Here is a 17,601-nt window from a genome sequence, read left to right on the forward strand (position 1 = left end):
GTGTAATGCCTTGAACTGGACGGTGTCTTGAATCAGCGCATGTGTTCCGACTAAGACGTCGATCTCTCCTGTTACAAGAGCTTCGAGCAAGTGTGCACGCGCTTTCCCTTTAACGGAACTCGTCAGTAAACCGACTCGGATCCCAAGTGGTTCAAGCAATGGGGCGAGCGACGCTGCATGCTGTTCCGCTAAAATTTCGGTCGGCACCATCAAGGCGCCTTGTTTTCCGGCACGAACCGTCGCGAATAAGGCGATGGCTGCGATGACGGTCTTTCCGCTTCCGACATCTCCTTGCAACAACCGATTCATTCGTTCGCCGCGACCGATGTCGTCTAGGATCTCTTTTGTCACACGTTGCTGTGCACCTGTCAGCGGAAACGGCAGGCTCTTGATGAAATTGGCAATATCCGTTTCATGAAGGGGAAGAGCAATCCCTTGACCTTTCCGTCGTCCAAGACGTAACGCCTGTAATTTCAGTTGGAAATAGAGGCACTCCTCGTAGACATAACTGCGACGAGCAGCCGTTAACTCTTGTCGATTCGTTGGGAAATGAAGCGACTTCAACATCGTCATCCGGTCTTGCAACCGATACGTCTTCCGGATGCTATCCGGGATTCGTTCAGCTAATGCCTCAGTCTCCTTGAACGCCAAGTCGACGACGCGTCGGAATGTCTTCATCCGCATGTCACCCCGGAGCGAGTAAACGGGTGTCAATTCGCCTTCGATTGCCCCGAATTGCAATTCCGTCGCAGAGATCGTCATCCGGTGTAAATCCCACTTGCCACTGACCGTCACTTCTGCTCCAAGTTGCAATTGGTCTTTGTAGAATGCCCGGTTGAACATCGTTACGGTCACACTATACCGTTCTTCAACGAGCAAACGGAACGTTAAACGATTTTTTCCTTTGCCGTAATAGCGCACAAGTGGTTCAGACTGGACTTGACCCGTGAACTTGACTTTATCCTCATGGATTGCTTCCGTTAGACTTCCCGTCACGAAGTCGTCATAACGAAACGGGACGTGCTCGAGCACGTCCGCAACGGTGAGAATATTCATCTCTTCTAGTTTTTTCGCTAAATCCCGTCCGACACCTTTTAATGTCTTGACGTCACGTGATGGATTCATTCGATAACTCTCCGAAGATTTTCGCTTCGAGCCAGCGACCCGTCGGCGTATTCGCGAGTCCACCTTTTGCTGTCTCGCGAAGCGCAGACGGCATCATCTGACCAATCTCATGCATGGCTGAGATGACTTCATCACACGGAATCCGTGACGTGATTCCAGCGAGTGCCATGTCGGCAGCGACAACAGCATTCGCCCCACCCATCGCATTGCGTTTCACGCATGGCACTTCGACGAGTCCTGCAACAGGATCACAGACGAGTCCAAGCATGTTCTTCAGCGCGATCGCAAAAGCATGCGCTGACTGATCCGGTGTTCCGCCCGCCATCTCAACGATGGCAGCTGCTGCCATCGCTGTTGCCGAACCGACTTCTGCTTGACAGCCACCAGCCGCTCCAGAAATCGATGCATTGTTCGCGACGACGAAACCAAACGCACCGGATGTGAACAAGAAGCGTAACATCTGTTCACGCGTTGGGTTTAACCGATCTTTGACAGCAAATAGTGTACCTGGTACGACGCCGGCACTCCCTGCCGTTGGTGTCGCACAAATTTTTCCCATCGCAGCATTGACTTCATTCGTTCCGATTGCTTTACTAACGGCGTCCAGTAATAAATCACCGGATAAACCTTTACCTGAAGCACGGTATCGTTGAAGCAAGACAGCATCCCCACCGGTCAGTCCTGTCACCGACTGGACACCGTCACCATCAAGTGAACGAGCGACTGCTTCTTCCATCACTTGTAGGTTTCGTTCCATCATCGCATAGACTTCATCTCGCTCTAAATGACGAACCGTCATCTCTTGCTCGATCATGACTTCCGAAATCGGAATATTTCGTTCCGTCGCGATGGCGACGAGTTCTTTTACGGATTTAAACATGTCTTCACTCTCCCATCATGACGGCACGCTCGACTTGAGGTAACCGATCGATTTCTTCCAACACTTCTGCCGTTATCCGGTCATCAATCTCAATTGCCATGAGTGCTTGTTTTCCTTTTTCATGCCGTGACACTTCCATATGCCCGATGTTGATTTCGTAATCAGCCAAAATGCTCGTCACGGCTGCAATCGCACCAAAGCGGTCATGGTGCAAGACGACGAGTGCCGGTCCCCCACCGGACAAACGAAGCGGTACACCATTTAATTCCGTGATTTCAATCGTTCCCCCACCAATTGAAATACCAACCAATTCAAACTCTTCTACTCCATTCGTCAAATGGACACGAGCCGTATTCGGATGATCCGTCAACGCTTCGCTCGTCTCGAAATGAATTTCGATCCCTTTCGACTTCGCGATATCGATCGATTGTGGAATCCGGTCGTCAAACGTGTCGTATCCGAGAACACCGCCGATGATGGCGACATCCGTTCCATGTCCACGATACGTATCCGCGAATGAACCGTAAAAGGTGATGTGGATGACAGTAGGCGTTTCCCCGAATAATTTACCCGCCATCAATCCGATCCGTGCAGCTCCCGCTGTATGCGAGCTCGATGGACCAACCATGACTGGTCCGATGATGTCAAAGACGCTACGATATTTCATTTCTTTTCCCCTCTCTATGAAACAAACGAAATCCCACCTCTATTATCGCAGATGGTGGGATTCGTGAAAAGGCTAGTCGCCCTTTTTCAGTATGATGGTTTTATTCGACGCTTAAAATGTACGAATAAAGTGGTTGTTTACCGTCGTGGACTTCCACTTCAGCATCCGGATTAACCGATTCGATGTACGCGACGAGGTCGTCGACTTCTTCTGTTGAGACGCCTTCACCGTAAAGAACCGTGATGATTTCGTCGTCCTCCGTGACGAGTGTATCGACGAGTTTCTTGACGGCACCAAGACTTGAAGAATCCGTAGCGACGATTTGTTTTTCAGCAATCGCCATATGGTCGTCCTTCTTGATTTCTACACCATCGATGTTCGTATCACGTACGGCATATGTGACTTGCCCCGACTTAACGGCTGCAATCGCATCTGCCATATACGCTTCGTTCTCTTCGACAGTCGCTTCTGGATTATAGACGATTGTTGCTGCTAAACCTTGTGGGACTGTTTTTGATTTCACGACCGTCACACCACAATTCGCGACAGATGCTGCTTGTTCAGCGGCCATGATGATGTTCGAGTTGTTTGGATAGACATAAACGTGTTCAGCATGTGCATCCTCGATCGCCTTAACGATATCTTCCGTCGACGGGTTCATCGTTTGTCCGCCTTCGATGACGACACTGACACCGAGTGATTTAAAGAGTTCGCTGATTCCTTCACCCATTGCGACTGTCACGAGGGCTGCTTTCGCTTTTGCCTTCGGTGCAGCGACTGGAGTGACTTGGTTCGCACCTTCTTCTTCAAGGATCGTCGAGTGTTGTTGACGCATGTTTTCAATCTTAACAGCGACGAGTTCACCGAAACGTTGTCCTTTTGTGATAACTTCTCCTGGTGTTTCAACGTGGACGTGAACTTTAAGGAGTTCTTCATCCGCTACGACGAGCAATGAATCACCGAATTCCGCTAATTCGTTACGGAAGTCTTCTTCGCTGAACGGTGCATTCGCAAGCTTGTCATCTTGGAAACGAACCATGATTTCCGTACAGTAACCATAATGGATTTCTTCTGTCGACATGAAGCTTTGAGCCGTTTTATGATGCTCTGCTTCGACGAGTGCTTCCATGACAGGCGCATGCGGTTTGTCGAGTTCTTTTCCTTCGAGTGTTGCGAGGAATCCTTCATAGATACAGACGAGACCTTGACCACCAGAGTCAACGACGCCGACTTCTTTTAATACCGGAAGAAGTTCTGGTGTACCGTCGAGCGATACTTTCGAAGCTTCGACGAGTTGACGCATCAACTCTAAGAAATCCGTCGTCGTCTCAGATTGTGCGATAGCAGCGACCGCTGTTTCACGGGCAACCGTCAAGATTGTTCCTTCAACCGGTTTCATGACTGCTTTGTATGCTGTATCGACACCTTTTTGTAACGCATCTGCGAATTCCTTCGTATCAATCGTTGTTTTGCCTTCGATTGATTTCGAGAATCCACGGAACAATTGACTTAAGATGACGCCAGAGTTTCCGCGCGCCCCCATCAATAATCCACGTGCGAAGACGTTCGCGACTTCCGATACAGAATCCGAAGTTGATTTACCTGCTTCTTTCGCACCTGAAGTCATCGTCAAATTCATGTTCGTTCCCGTATCACCATCTGGCACAGGGAAGACGTTCAATGAATCGACGAAATCTGCATTTTGATAGAGATTCGCCGCGCCATTTTGAATCATCTTGACTAACTGCGCTCCTGTTAAACGATCTACACTCACTAAAGTTTCCTCCTCTATTCCCGCCTTAGACATTCGTCAAGCGGACTCCTTGGACAAAGATGTTCACAGATGTCACGTCAAGACCTAGTGCCTGACTGAGCGTGTATTTCACGCGACTCTGTACGTTGTTCGCCACCTCTGAGATTTTCGTTCCATAGCTTACGATGATATGCATATCGATATGGACCTGCTCTGAAGCCTGTCGAACGATGACACCGCGTGCAAAGTTCTCACGTTTTAAGAGTTCAGCAAGACCATCCTTGATTTGAGACTGGGATGCCATACCAACGACACCAAAACATTCCATTGCTGCGCCGCCCGCAAGTTGCGCGACGACATCATTATCTACATCAATCTTTCCATAGGTCGTTTTCATCTCGATCGCCACCTGAGTAGCCCCCTTTGAATATTGTATTCTTCTCATAATTCTACTATAAGGACCTACTATTGAAAAGTCGCCGTACTGACTATACAATGAATAAGTGAAAAATAGTAGCGGTCAAATGAACTTTTACCATCATCCTCATCCATTATTTTAAATTTCGAGGTTGTCTGTCAAGTTTTTTTCTTGTCAGCTACTTTTTTTATGTTGCAACCGCCCTGACACCATGCTAAGATAGCAAAGTGTCTATTAGGACGAACGCAAAACAACATAAAAGGAGGCGGAACGCATGGCACGTAAATGCTACGTTACTGGGAAATCGCCAAAGTCGGGTAACAACCGTTCACACGCATTGAACAAAACAAAACGTACTTGGGGAGTCAACGTACAAAAAGTACGTATCCTCGTCGACGGTAAGCCGAAAAAGGTTTGGGTTTCAGCTCGAGCTCTTAAATCAGGTAAAGTCGAACGCGTATAAGGCGCAACCACCGGATGGGAATCTTCCCTTCCGGTTTTTTTATGCCCTCATTTATTTTTCTCATAAACTAATTGTCGCTTTTAATGAAAACGCTTACAATAAGAACGTAATTTATTTTGTCAGAATTGGGGGAAGTCATCATGCAACTCAAACGAGAGATGACGAGTCGACATCTGTTCATGATTTCACTTGGCGGAATCATCGGAACAGGCTTATTTTTAGGGTCAGGATTAACGATTTCACAAGCAGGACCTCTCGGGGCGGTCCTCAGTTACATCGTGGGTGGGACCATCATGTATCTGACAATGTTATGTCTAGGGGAATTAGCGGTCTATCTGCCGGTCTCGGGGTCATTTCAGACCTATACGACCCGCTTCATCGGACCAGGGATTGGCTTTGCCGTCGGTTGGATTTATTGGCTCGGCTGGGCCGTGACGGTGGCACTCGAAATCACAGCTGCCGGCAGTTTAATGGACCGCTGGTTTCCGAATGTACCCGTCGTCGTCTGGTGTACCGCCTTTACGGTCTTGCTGTTCGGTCTGAATGCCGTCTCCGCCAAAGCATTCGGTGAAGCTGAATTCTGGTTCTCGAGTTTGAAGGTCCTCGCAATCCTATTCTTCATCATTTTAGGTGGCGCTGCTTGGTTCGGCTGGTTACCGATGGAAGCAGATCGCCCAACCTCATTATTTGCTAACTTTACGGCAAGCGGTTGGTTTCCAAACGGGATTCTTGGTGTCTTGACGACGATGATCGCCGTCAACTTCGCCTTCCAAGGAACGGAATTGATCGGTGTTGCGGCTGGGGAGTCCGACACGCCAGAAAAATCGATTCCAAAAGCGATCCGCAATACAGTCTGGCGGACGTTCATCTTCTTCGTCTTATCGATTACGATCGTTGGTGCATTAATTCCGTATGAGACGGCTGGCGGAGTCAGCAGTCCGTTCATCATGGTCTTTGATGCGATCGGCATTCCGTACGCTGCTGATTTGATGAATATCGTCGTCTTGACGGCACTATTATCCGTCGGAAACTCCGGATTATATGCGGCGACTCGGATGTTATGGGCAATGGCGCAAGAAGGGATGATTTCAAAGAAATTATCTTACGTCAATGCACGTGGTGTGCCAATGCGTGCTTTACTCTTTACGATGATGTTCGCGATGTTATCGCTTCTGACCGCATTTTTCGCAGAAGATACCGTCTTCATTTGGCTCTTGTCCTTAGCCGGACTCGGGGCTCAAGTCGGCTGGATTTCGATCTCTGCTTCTCAGCTTGCATTTCGTCGTCAGTTCGTCCGAAACGGACACGATGTATCCGAACTGAAATTCAAGACACCACTCTATCCGGTGTTACCACTGATTTCGTTGACACTTAACGTCGTCGTCCTCGTCAGTCTTGCGTTTCAAGCGGATCAACGAATCGCTCTATACATCGGTGTTCCTTTCTTCCTTGTTATGTGGGGAAGTTATCATCTCTTCGTCAAAGGAAAACATCTATCCGCTCAAAGCGACATCCGTGTCGCCCCTTCTCAACTCGAAGAATAATTTCACACAAAAAGAGGTCGCGGAGTCATCCACGGCCTCTTTCCTATGATTGTGCTATTCCTTAAGCGTCCGCATCATCAATAGTTCTCCTTGATGGAGCTCTACCTTCGCTTCTGACGCACACCATTCATTACTGACGGTCAAGGAACCTCCGACCGGTACTGGATGTGCATCAAGTGGATATTTGACTCCGGATAAGCTTAAAGTCGATGGTACGAGTGGAATGAACGAAAGATAATAATAGCTCCCTGCTTCGACTGCATACGTTCCCTCAGCCAAGTATCGTACCTCTTCTCGTTTCGTCACGAGTCGTGCCTCTGGGTATCGCTTCAATAAATATACATTTTGGACGGTCATGTCGAGCCGCCCACCTGTCGCCCCGATAATGAAGGTATCCTCAAACTGTTTCTTCTCTGAGACTGTACGAAGTGCCAGTTCGAGATCCGTTTCATCTTTCTCGGCCGGATGAACGATTGCCCCTTCTGGTACATAACCAAGCGAATCAAAATCACCAATCGTCAGGTCGCATGTCAGCCCAAACGATTCAATCGTCTGAACACCACCATCGACACCGACGATAAAATCACCCGGCTGACAAAACGTCCGTAAATCCGGCGCTTCTTCTCGCGGACCGGCACAGACGAGAATCGCCCGCATCTCAGACGCCTCGTGCCGAATAACGGAGTAAGCGTGGCGCAGTCGTGAATAAAAGACCCGCAACGACACCACAAAGAACGTAAGACGGTACCATGTATGTCGCGTTATAAATCAATGAATACGGTACGACTGGACCTTCGGCATACTCGGCAAAAAAGACGATTCCACTGATGACATGACAGATATAACGGAGTCCTGCGCCTAATAACGTCGCCAGGAGAACGAACGCCATCAAGCTTTTCTTTTGTCCATTGCGCGCGGCTAGTCTGACTTGACGCGCGAACAGACCACTTAATCCGACGACACCATACGCAATCGTATAGTCAAGCATCGGTTGAACGATCGTCAAGACTTGTGGAGCGAACATCAATTGAATCGTACCGACAAGCGCTCCCGTAACGACCCCTCCAACGACACCATGGCGAAATGCCATGACGAAGATCGGTAACATCGCTAAGCTGATTGAGCCTCCTTGTGGCATTTTGAATGGAATCAGTAAATCAAAGACGACTCCGAGACTGGCAAAGATGGCAATTTCCATCATCATTTGTAACCGTTTCATGTTATTTTTCCTCCTTCATTGTACGAGAGGACGCAAAAAGGCAGTACGACGAACGCCGTACTGCCTGCGTGCGCCACATCCCTACGTCCGTTTGAACGGAACAGGTTCGAAGGGTTAAAGTCTAAAAGACTCCTCTCAGCCGCTTTTCAAGCGACACCCCTTGCGGTCATCATATTTCGTTTTCTCGTTCTTATTATACGGCAGCCCCTTGACGAATGCTAGTGATCGCTTCCGCATAATCTGGTGCATTGTAGATTGCTGATCCTGCGACGAGAACGTTCGCACCGTTATCGATGCAAAGCTTTGCCGTTTCCGGATTGACGCCACCGTCAATCTCGATTTCAAATGTCAGACCACGATCTGCTTTCATTTGCGCAAGTGCTGCGAGTTTCGGCATGACACGCTCGATGAAGGCTTGTCCACCGAAGCCCGGATTGACAGTCATCAATAAAACCATATCGACATCCTCAAGGACGTGTTCAATCGTTGATAATGGCGTATGGGGATTCAAGACGACTCCTGCCTTTGCGCCCGCTGCTTTGATTTGTTGCAAGACACGATGGACATGATTCGTCGCTTCGACGTGGAACGTCACGATGTCAGCTCCTGCCTTGACGAAATCTTCAACGAAACGTTCTGGCTGGTCAATCATCAAATGGACATCGAGAATCATATCCGTCTTTTGACGTAAGCTGCTAAGCACAGGTAATCCAAATGAGATGTTCGGTACGAACTGACCGTCCATGACATCAAAATGGATATAGTCCGCGCCTGCTGCTTCGACTGCTTTGACATCACGCTCAAGATTCGCAAAATCTGCTGATAAGATCGATGGTGCAATTTTAATCATCTTCAATACCTCCGGGCTCGATTCTTGATTTCGTCTATAAACATACCATAGTTCTCATAACGAGAGGACATGATTTCTTGGGCTTCGACGGCTTCCTTGACGGCACAACCGGGTTCATTCAAATGCAAGCAACCTCGGTATTTACAATCATCTTGTACAGCGACGAATTCAGGAAAACTCCACCGTACATCCTCGATTTCCATATCATACGGAAAATCGAGGTTCGAGAAACCTGGCGTATCGGCAATCAATCCTTCGGCAAGCGGCATTAATGTGACGTGGCGCGTCGTATGACGTCCGCGTCCGAGTGATTTCGAGATCGCACTTGTTTCTAAATCAAGAGAGGGCTCCAGTGCATTGAGCAATGAACTTTTCCCGACACCGGATTGTCCGGCGAGAACGCTCGTTTTTCCAGCAAGTAACGGACGGACTTGCTCAACACCCGTCAACGTCTCACTTGATGTCTCGATGACCGTATACCCAATCTTCCGGTAAGCGGCAATCGCCTCTCGGACAGCCGGTCCTTTGACTTCGTCAAGTAAATCCATCTTCGTTAACAGGATGACGGGTTGGATTTCCTTTGCTTCGATCAAGACGAGAAATCGGTCGAGTAGATGCGCTGAAAAATCAGGTTCTGCCGCCGAGACGACAAGCAACGCTTGATCGATATTCGCGACAGGCGGGCGTACTAAAAAGTTGTCCCGCTCCTTCACTTCGAGAATGTACCCGGTCTCACTTTCGATATGAAGCACGACTTCATCTCCGACGACTGGACTGATGCCGCGTTTTCGGAAATTTCCTCTTGCTCGTGAACGAACTTCTCCTTCTGGTGTCATGACATCATAAAAGCCGCCCTGCAGGCGTATGATCGTTCCTTCTCGATTCTCTTCGATGCGTTGTTCCGTCATCCTATGCACTCCTTTTTTATCACATTCATTGTGCGTCTTTTGCTTGATTGTACGTGATGGTTTTTGAACGATACACCGTATCGTCTTTATAGATCGTAATTTTGCCTTCTTCACCCGGATCAATCGTTAATGGCACGTCGAATGTCTCATCTTGATCAATTGATTCCTCGATGACGGTCCGCTTCCCTTTCGCGTCTTCCGTCTCGATTCGGATGACTTGTTTCGGCGGAGCCTCTTCTTCATCTTCACTAACAGCATCATAGACGACCTTTTCAGGGAACGTCGCCGTCACTGTTTTTTCTTCCTCACCTTTAGAGATGAAGACCGTCACGGAGTCGTTCGGCTCGACTTGTGCGCCAGCTTGCGGGAACTGACGGATGACTTGATCGAGTTTGACATCGCTAGAAAATTCTTGTTCGAACGTTCCGTCTAATCCTACTTTATCGAGATAAGCTTTTGCTTCATCACTCGATAAATTCGTCAAATCCTTCAACTCGAAAGAAGACGTCCCCTCAGATACAGTAATCGTAATCGTTTGTTCTTTCGCAATGACCTCCGTTCCAGCAGAAATTGACTGTCGAATCACATTTCCTCGATCGATTTCATCCGACTTCTCTCGCTCGACTTCGACTTTTGCGAATCCTGCTTCTTTTAGCGTTGCAATTGCTTCTTTTTCAGCTTCATCCGTCACATCCGGTACCTCAACCGGAGCACTACCAGTAGAAACGACCAAATTGACTGTCGAGCCCTTCTTGACCTGTGCTTTTTCACGAGGCGTTTGACTGATGACATCGCCTTCTTCGACCGTATCGCTACTCCGTTCCGTTGTCTCGACGACAAATCCAAGTTTCTCAAGCTTCGTTTCCGCATCGTCTCCATCCGTCTTGACGACAGATGGTACGGTGACCGTTGGATCCGGCCACATCGCGAACGTCGTAGCCGCCCCACCCAGTAAAAGGAGTAACAAGAGGATGATCCACCAGCGTTTTTTCTTTTTCTTTTCCGGTGTTTTCGGTTGAACAGTTGCGACGGCGGGTGATTCTAGTTCCGCTTTTGATTCTTCTGGCACTTGGACAGGTGATAAAACCATTGTCTTTTCCATCTCATCCTCTTCTGCGCCACGGATGCTTTCATTTGCCCGTTCGTCAGACAACGCCGTCACCATATCTGCCTTAAACGCTGCGACGGACTGTTGACGGTCATGCGGTGCTTTTGCAAGCGCCTGCATGATACAGTTCTCGAGTGCTTGCGGCACTTTCGGATTCAAGACGGATGGGCGACGCGGTGTATCTTGCAGATGCTTTAAAGCGATCGCAACCGGTGAATCACCTTCGAACGGGACTTGTCCTGTGACGAGTTCGTATAAGACAGCACCAAGCGAATAGATATCCGACTTCTCATCCGCAAATTTACCTTTTGCTTGTTCCGGTGAAAAGTAATGGACGGATCCAAGAACGGACATCGTATGCGTCAGCGTCGCATTCGACATCGCCACAGCGATTCCGAAATCCGTTACTTTGACGGTACCATCTTCTCGAATCAACATGTTTTGCGGTTTGATATCGCGATGGATGATCCGGTGTGCATGGGCGTGATCAATCGCATCACAAATTTGAGCGATGATATCGACGGCCTGCGGCACAGGTAATGCTTGATTTTCACAAAATGTTTTTAATGTCATACCATCGATATACTCCATGACGATGTAATAGATGGCATCTTCTTCGCCTACATCATAGACGGCAACGATGTTTGGATGATTCAAGCTGGTAGCAGCATGCGCTTCACGTTCGAATCGACGAATGAACTGTTCGTCATGCGAAAATTCAGTCCGTAAAATCTTAATGGCAACATGACGCTTTAAAATCTCATCATAGGCTTGATAGACATTCGCCATCCCGCCACTTCCAACTAGCCGTTCTATGCGGTAGCGGTCATTTAATCGATCTCCGTATCGCATATTCAGACCCTCTTTCTTTCTTTGAACCGGATGGCGGCAATCGTAATGTTATCCGCGCCTCCTCGAGCATTCGCTTCTTTCACCAATCGTCCAACGATCTCATCAAGCGGCTCATCCTGTAAGATGATCTGTTCGATGACATCATCTGGCACTTCATCGGTCAACCCGTCACTACAGACGAGGACGAGGTCATAGTCTGGAGCATCTCTGACTTGAATGTCGACTTCGACTGTTTCGTTCGAGCCGACCGACCGTGTGATGACATTCTTACGTGGATGATTTTCGACTTCCTCATCCGAAAGTTCCCCCATTTGTCGTAACATGTTGACGTAAGAATGATCATCCGTCAATTGTTTTAACGCCGTACCTTCAAGGGCATAGACTCTGCTATCCCCAACATGACCGATGACGAGCAACTCCTCGACCCAGCATACGCAGGCAATGGTCGTTCCGACGATGGCAAGTTGCTCTTCTTTTGAAAACTGAAGAATCCGGGCATTTGCCTCGGCTACACGTTGTTCTATCCATTCAGACAATTCCATCGGACGATTTGGCATGAGTGAAAAGGATGCTTCAAATACCTCGCGAACAATTGCACTTGCGATATCGCCAGCAGCATGACCTCCCATACCGTCCGCAACGACGGCAAGACCACGTTCAGCGTTCCCGACGAGTAATACCGTATCCTCATTTTTAGTCCTGACTTTCCCAGTAGTCGAAAGGTGAGCTAACTCCATGACAGTCCTCCGTTCGTGTCAATCTTCTCGTTTTTTAAACGCGGCAATATAGAAGCCGTCCGTTCCGACTGTCGTCGGTAACAACTTGAGTTCTGCTCGATCCCCAATCAGATGTCGCACGGATTCCGGCATCCGTGCCGCAAAGGATGCATCAAATTCAAATCCTTGATCGAGAATGAACGCTGTCTGATCCTCGTTCTCGGTCGGATCAATCGTACAAGTCGAATAGACAAAGGTTCCACCCTTTTTAACGAGTGGTAAGACAGATGTCAGAATATCTCGTTGAATTTTCGGGAGTTGCTCGAGTTGTTCCGGGCGTTTCGTCCATTTGATATCTGGTTTTCTTCGAATGACACCGAGTCCTGAACAAGGTGCGTCGACAAGAATCCGATCAAACGATTCTACTTCAAAGCGGTCTCCTGCTTTACGAGCATCTAACGCTTCTGCTTGAACAGTCGTAAGACCTAATCGTGTCGCTTGCTGTTCAATCAATTTAATCTTATGTGGATGAAGATCAAGTGCCTGTAGTGTTCCCGTCGTCAAACCTTCAGCAATGTGCATCGCTTTCCCACCAGGTGCGGCACAGCTGTCGAGAACATGATCAGATGTTTCTGCACCAAGTGCACGGGCGACGAGCATTGAGCTCTCATCCTGCAGAGAAAGATACCCACGGTCAATCAGATCCGTTTTTTGAACGCTTCCTCGTTCGATTTCGAGACCATCTGGCGCGACCGTAGATGGTTTTGCCGTCACACCTTGGTCGAGTAGAAGCTCGATCGCTTCCTCTCGCGTCGTCTTCGTCCGATTGATGCGAACCGTGACCGGTGCAGGTGTGTTATTCAATTGACAGATTTGAAGCGTTTCTTCCGAACCAAACAGTTCAATCCAGCGTTCGACGAGCCACTGCGGATGACTCGTTTCGATGCTGATTCGTTTTGCAACAGGCTCAATCTCAGCGAAATGGGGCATTCCCGCCCGTAATACATTCCGGAGCACTCCGTTGACGACTTTCGAGACGTGGACTTTCCCACGTTTTTTAGCAATCTCGACAGCTTCATGGATGACGGCATGATCCGGTACACGATCAAGATAAAACAATTGATACACACTCATCCGTAATAATGGACGCATGAACGGATCAAGTTTTTTCTGTTTCGCTAGATACGGCTCCAAAATATAATCCAGTGTCAATTCACGACTGAGCGTCCCGTAGACGAGTTCTGTGAACAAGCCGACATCCGTTGCTGAGATAGCACGCTTTTCAAGCATCTGGTGAACTGTGATTGTCGAGAAGGCACCACCTTGACCAATTTTCATTAGTGTCGCTACTGCTGCGTCACGTACGTTCATGCGTTCTCACCTACTTGTTGTCCGAGTTCAAGCGATTGACCGATCCCGCGCATGAACGTGGCACCATCCATCCGTTTTTTTCCGGACGGCTGTAAGTCGATCAGCTTCAACGCTGTTTCCGAACCTGTCGCGATGACGGGACCATCCGCTTCTAAAGCAATGATTTCACCTGGTCGTCCCGTTCCTTTGACTTTCGTCGCGAAAAAGACTTTCAATCGATCATCACCAAGCATCGTGTACGTACTTGGGAAAGGATTCATTCCTCGGATTTGATCATAGAGTGTCTCACCCGGTAACGTAAAATCAAGCCGTTCCCGTTCACGTGAGATATTCGGTGCAAACGTCGCTTCTCCCTCGACTTGTGCTTCCGGTGTCAATTCACCTGCGAACAAACGCGGTAACGTCTCAAGCAACAGACGCGCTCCTGCGTCCGCTAATTTTTCAAACATCGTTCCAACTGTATCGTTCTCTTCAATCGGAACGATGATTTTTGACAACATATCACCGGCATCCAATCGATCGACCATGTACATGATTGTCACGCCTGTCTCTTTTTCACCATCGATGATTGCTTGATGAATCGGTGCACCGCCACGATATTTCGGTAAGAGTGACGCATGGACATTGATCGCCCCAAAACGTGGTGCTTCCAAAATCACCGTTGGTACGATCTGACCGTAAGCTGCCGTGATGATGAGATCTGGTTTTAAATCGAGAACATCTTGATAATCCTCGCGAATCCGTTTCGGTTGCAACACAGGAATATCGTGCTCCATCGCGACGAGTTTCACTGGTGTCGGTTTGACTTCCCGTTTTCGTCCGACCGGCTTATCGGGTTGTGAGACGACACCGACGACGTCATATCCGGCATCGATCACTTCACGCAGTGTTCCTGCCGCAAACTCAGGCGTCCCCATGAAGACGACGCGCGGTTTTTCTTGCTCGACGAGTTTATCCGTGAACAGGACACCGTCTAAATGATCCATCTCATGCTGGATGGCACGTGCAAAAAAGCCGTTTGCTTTGATTTTGACCGTTCGTCCGAGTCGATCCTGCGACTTGACGACGATGCGGTCGAACCGTTCGACAGGACCAAAGATGCCGGGCATGCTGAGGCATCCTTCGTCATCGATTTGTGAACCGTCGGCTTCGATGATTTCCGGATTGATCAGCTCGATCGGTCCGGTCTCATCATCCGTATGGACGACAGCTACACGGATTGGTTGATTGATTTGCGGTGCCGCTAAGCCGACACCATCATATTCATACATCGTATCGAACATCCGGTCGATCATCTTACCAAGTTTTTTATCGAACTTCGTGACAGGTTCACACACCTGTCGTAATACATCGTTGGGTACTTCTACTACTTTATACATACAGACACCTCACATGAATACAAATGGATTCAAGTCGATCGCGACTTGTGTTTTTGACTTTTGACGACGGGCTAAGATATCACGAAGATGTGTCCGGACATCTTCCTGCCCTTTATGTTTAATTAAGACCTGTTGTCGGTACATATTCTTCAGTCGAGCAAGTGGCGCATCGAACGGTCCATTGACGACTAAATCCTCCGATTCGAAAGCCCGCAGCTCGGAAGCGATTTGTTGCGCTTCGGCTTGTGCTTCAAGTGGATGTGTCGCCGAGACCGTGATCAGACCAAGGAACCAGAATGGAGGGTGTCCCCCGAGTTTGCGCAACTGCATCTCCCGCTTATAGAACGTTTCGAAATCATGCTGTTTTGCCGTCTGAATGACGTAGTGTTCCGGATTATAGGTCTGGATGATCGACTGTCCGGCGAGTTGCCCCCGCCCGGCACGACCCGACACTTGCGTGATCAACTGAAATGTTCGCTCACTTGCCCGAAAATCCGGAATACCGAGCGTCGCATCGGCAGCGAGCACCCCAACGAGCGTGACATTTGGAAAGTCGAGACCTTTTGCGATCATCTGTGTCCCGAGAAGAATGTTTCCTTCCTTACGCTCGAAGGCATCGAGTAACTTCTCGTGTGCGCCTTTACGAGACGTCGTATCTTGATCCATCCGGATAATGCGTGCTTCCGGAATCAAATGCGCCAACTCTTCCTCGATCTTTTGTGTCCCCGTTCCGAACTGACGAATCTTCGTCGATTCACAGGACGGACAAGTTTTCGGCATCGCTGCCTCAAATCCACAATAGTGGCACTTTAAGCGATCTTCATGTTGATGATACGTTAAATTGACGGCACAATGCGGACATTGAAGCGTCTCCCCGCAATCCCGACATAAGACGAAGGTCGTGTATCCACGACGGTTCAAAAGTAATACCGTCTGTTCCCCACGCTCGATTCGTTCTTTGATGCCTTCGATGAGCGCGAGGCTGAACGGAGTCCGATTGCCCCGTTCAAGTTCCTTACGCATATCAACGATGTCGACCGGAGGCAGTTCTCCACCGAATCGTTCACGAAGCGGTAAGTAACGATAGACCCCTTTTTGTGCCCGCGCATATGTCTCGAGTAACGGCGTCGCGCTTCCGAGCACGACAGGACATCGATGATAGGCCGCACGCCATTTTGCGACATCACGCGTATGATAGCGCGGATTCTCTTCTTGTTTATAGGTTGTTTCATGTTCTTCATCGAGAATGATGATTCCGATATTCGTCAGCGGTGCGAACACGGCGGATCGTGCACCGACGACGACATCAACCTCACCTTGTGCGATTTTGCGCCACTCATCATACTTTTCTCCGAGCGATAGACCGCTATGCAGGACAGCGACCCGTTCTCCGAAACGACGTTTGAACCGTTTGACCATCATCGGTGTCAGACTGATTTCAGGGACGAGCAAGATCGCTTGTCTACCGCGTTCGAGTTGTGCATGAATCGATTCAAGATAGACTTCTGTCTTACCGCTTCCTGTTACGCCATGTAACAAAAACGTTCCGGTCTCCGCTTCAGCTGTTATCGCCGAGACGGCTTCCTGTTGCTTTTCCGTCAAAGAAGACGGCACAAAGATGTCTTGGACGAGATGCTCGTAAGGATTTCGCCGTACATCAATCGTCTCGACTTCAATGATGCCCTTTTTCTCGAGGGCGTTCAATGTTGCGCTCGTTGCGCCTGTCGCCTGCTTGATTTCACTCCAAAGCGCATTCGGAAATTCTTCGATATACGAGTAAAGTGCCGCTTGTTGGCTCGCTTGTTTCGTAAAAGTTGCCTGTTCCTCGAGGAGACGAATCCGTTTATCCGTTTTAGACGTCTTTTTCTCGCGAATGACCGGTTGAAGCGTCACGTCAGCTTGTTTCGCCGCTGTTAAGATGATTTGTTGGACTTCCGTTGGTAATTGACTCATTTTCTTACCATGATATGCCCGAAGTGGGCCCGACTCGACTATGACCAGTTTATCATAACTCACCTTCAAGGCAGCCGGCAGCATCGCAAGCAGTGCCGTCGCCTGAAAACACAATGTCGTTTCTGATAGATAAGCCGACAGCTCGAGTAATTCCTGCGTATAGGTCGGCGTCTCATCTAAGACACGAACGATCGATTTGACGTTCGTCAGATCAGATGTGGCTTTCGTCCCGACGACGATCCCAAGCAACGCACGTGGACCGAACGGAACCTCGACGCGCATCCCGGGAACGATCAGCTCCTGCCAAAGTTCCGGCACGGCATAATCAAATGGACGATCCACAGTGGCCGCTGCGACATCGACGATCTGTCTCTTATACACATCTCCGAGCCCAC

General features: G+C 48.9%; 16 protein-coding genes and 1 riboswitch. Of the genes, 2 read left to right on the forward strand and 14 right to left on the reverse strand.

Annotated elements, in window-relative coordinates:
- The 5 genes from F8N00_RS07875 to F8N00_RS07895 form a co-directional block, all read right to left on the reverse strand.
- On the reverse strand, positions 1-1,125 hold a 1,125-nt coding region (locus tag F8N00_RS07875), incomplete at its 3' end, for a DEAD/DEAH box helicase (RefSeq protein WP_421018002.1).
- Positions 1,109-2,005, reverse strand: coding sequence for an L-serine ammonia-lyase, iron-sulfur-dependent, subunit alpha (gene sdaAA, locus F8N00_RS07880; RefSeq protein WP_023468754.1), 897 nt, complete (start codon positions 2,003-2,005; stop codon positions 1,109-1,111). The genes F8N00_RS07875 and sdaAA, both read right to left, overlap by 17 nt.
- A gap of 4 nt (positions 2,006-2,009) precedes the next feature.
- Positions 2,010-2,672, reverse strand: a complete 663-nt coding sequence (gene sdaAB, locus F8N00_RS07885; RefSeq protein ID WP_023468755.1) for an L-serine ammonia-lyase, iron-sulfur-dependent subunit beta — start codon at positions 2,670-2,672, stop codon at positions 2,010-2,012.
- 100 nt (positions 2,673-2,772) lie between these two features.
- Positions 2,773-4,446, reverse strand: coding sequence for a DAK2 domain-containing protein (locus F8N00_RS07890; RefSeq protein WP_421018003.1), 1,674 nt, complete (start codon positions 4,444-4,446; stop codon positions 2,773-2,775).
- A gap of 25 nt (positions 4,447-4,471) precedes the next feature.
- Positions 4,472-4,834 (reverse strand): Asp23/Gls24 family envelope stress response protein, encoded by a 363-nt coding sequence (locus tag F8N00_RS07895; protein WP_023468757.1) that lies wholly within the window; start codon positions 4,832-4,834, stop codon positions 4,472-4,474.
- A 283-nt stretch (positions 4,835-5,117) separates the two neighbouring features.
- Here F8N00_RS07895 and rpmB point away from each other — a divergent pair, with 283 nt between their 5' ends.
- Complete coding sequence (gene rpmB, locus F8N00_RS07900; protein WP_023468758.1) at positions 5,118-5,306, forward strand: 50S ribosomal protein L28; 189 nt, start codon at positions 5,118-5,120, stop codon at positions 5,304-5,306.
- Between the two features lie 140 nt (positions 5,307-5,446).
- Positions 5,447-6,850, forward strand: a complete 1,404-nt coding sequence (locus tag F8N00_RS07905) for an amino acid permease (RefSeq protein WP_023468759.1) — start codon at positions 5,447-5,449, stop codon at positions 6,848-6,850.
- A 54-nt stretch (positions 6,851-6,904) separates the two neighbouring features.
- On the opposite strand, the gene F8N00_RS07910 is transcribed toward F8N00_RS07905, so the two are convergent.
- From F8N00_RS07910 to priA, 9 genes are all read right to left on the reverse strand, one after another.
- Complete coding sequence (locus F8N00_RS07910; protein ID WP_035396754.1) at positions 6,905-7,507, reverse strand: thiamine diphosphokinase; 603 nt, start codon at positions 7,505-7,507, stop codon at positions 6,905-6,907.
- Position 7,508: 1 nt separating this feature from the next.
- Complete coding sequence (thiT, locus tag F8N00_RS07915) at positions 7,509-8,069, reverse strand: energy-coupled thiamine transporter ThiT (RefSeq protein WP_023468761.1); 561 nt, start codon at positions 8,067-8,069, stop codon at positions 7,509-7,511.
- 61 nt (positions 8,070-8,130) lie between these two features.
- A riboswitch (TPP riboswitch) is annotated at positions 8,131-8,240 on the reverse strand.
- Between the two features lie 22 nt (positions 8,241-8,262).
- Positions 8,263-8,919 (reverse strand): ribulose-phosphate 3-epimerase, encoded by a 657-nt coding sequence (rpe, locus tag F8N00_RS07920; protein WP_029342106.1) that lies wholly within the window; start codon positions 8,917-8,919, stop codon positions 8,263-8,265.
- Between the two features lie 2 nt (positions 8,920-8,921).
- Positions 8,922-9,827 carry a ribosome small subunit-dependent GTPase A gene (rsgA, locus tag F8N00_RS07925; RefSeq protein WP_023468763.1) on the reverse strand — a complete coding sequence of 302 codons (906 nt, stop codon included), beginning with the start codon at positions 9,825-9,827 and terminating at the stop codon, positions 8,922-8,924.
- A 25-nt stretch (positions 9,828-9,852) separates the two neighbouring features.
- Positions 9,853-11,787 carry a Stk1 family PASTA domain-containing Ser/Thr kinase gene (gene pknB, locus F8N00_RS07930; RefSeq protein WP_035396750.1) on the reverse strand — a complete coding sequence of 645 codons (1,935 nt, stop codon included), beginning with the start codon at positions 11,785-11,787 and terminating at the stop codon, positions 9,853-9,855.
- Between the two features lie 2 nt (positions 11,788-11,789).
- Positions 11,790-12,524: a Stp1/IreP family PP2C-type Ser/Thr phosphatase gene (locus F8N00_RS07935; RefSeq protein ID WP_035396748.1), complete on the reverse strand. Its 735-nt coding sequence runs from the start codon at positions 12,522-12,524 to the stop codon at positions 11,790-11,792.
- 18 nt (positions 12,525-12,542) lie between these two features.
- Positions 12,543-13,874 (reverse strand): 16S rRNA (cytosine(967)-C(5))-methyltransferase RsmB, encoded by a 1,332-nt coding sequence (rsmB, locus tag F8N00_RS07940; RefSeq protein ID WP_421018004.1) that lies wholly within the window; start codon positions 13,872-13,874, stop codon positions 12,543-12,545.
- Positions 13,871-15,253, reverse strand: a complete 1,383-nt coding sequence (gene fmt / locus F8N00_RS07945) for a methionyl-tRNA formyltransferase (protein ID WP_023468767.1) — start codon at positions 15,251-15,253, stop codon at positions 13,871-13,873. Before fmt ends, rsmB begins: the two co-directional genes overlap by 4 nt.
- A 9-nt stretch (positions 15,254-15,262) precedes the next feature.
- The gene (gene priA, locus F8N00_RS07950) at positions 15,263-17,587 is read right to left on the reverse strand and encodes a primosomal protein N' (RefSeq protein WP_421018005.1); all 2,325 of its coding nucleotides are present in this window, start codon (positions 17,585-17,587) and stop codon (positions 15,263-15,265) included.
- Between the last annotated feature and the right edge of the window lie 14 nt (positions 17,588-17,601).

It is taken from the genome of Exiguobacterium sp. A1_3_1, from assembly GCF_048985645.1.
Classification (GTDB): Bacteria; Bacillota; Bacilli; order Exiguobacteriales; family Exiguobacteriaceae; genus Exiguobacterium_A; species Exiguobacterium_A indicum.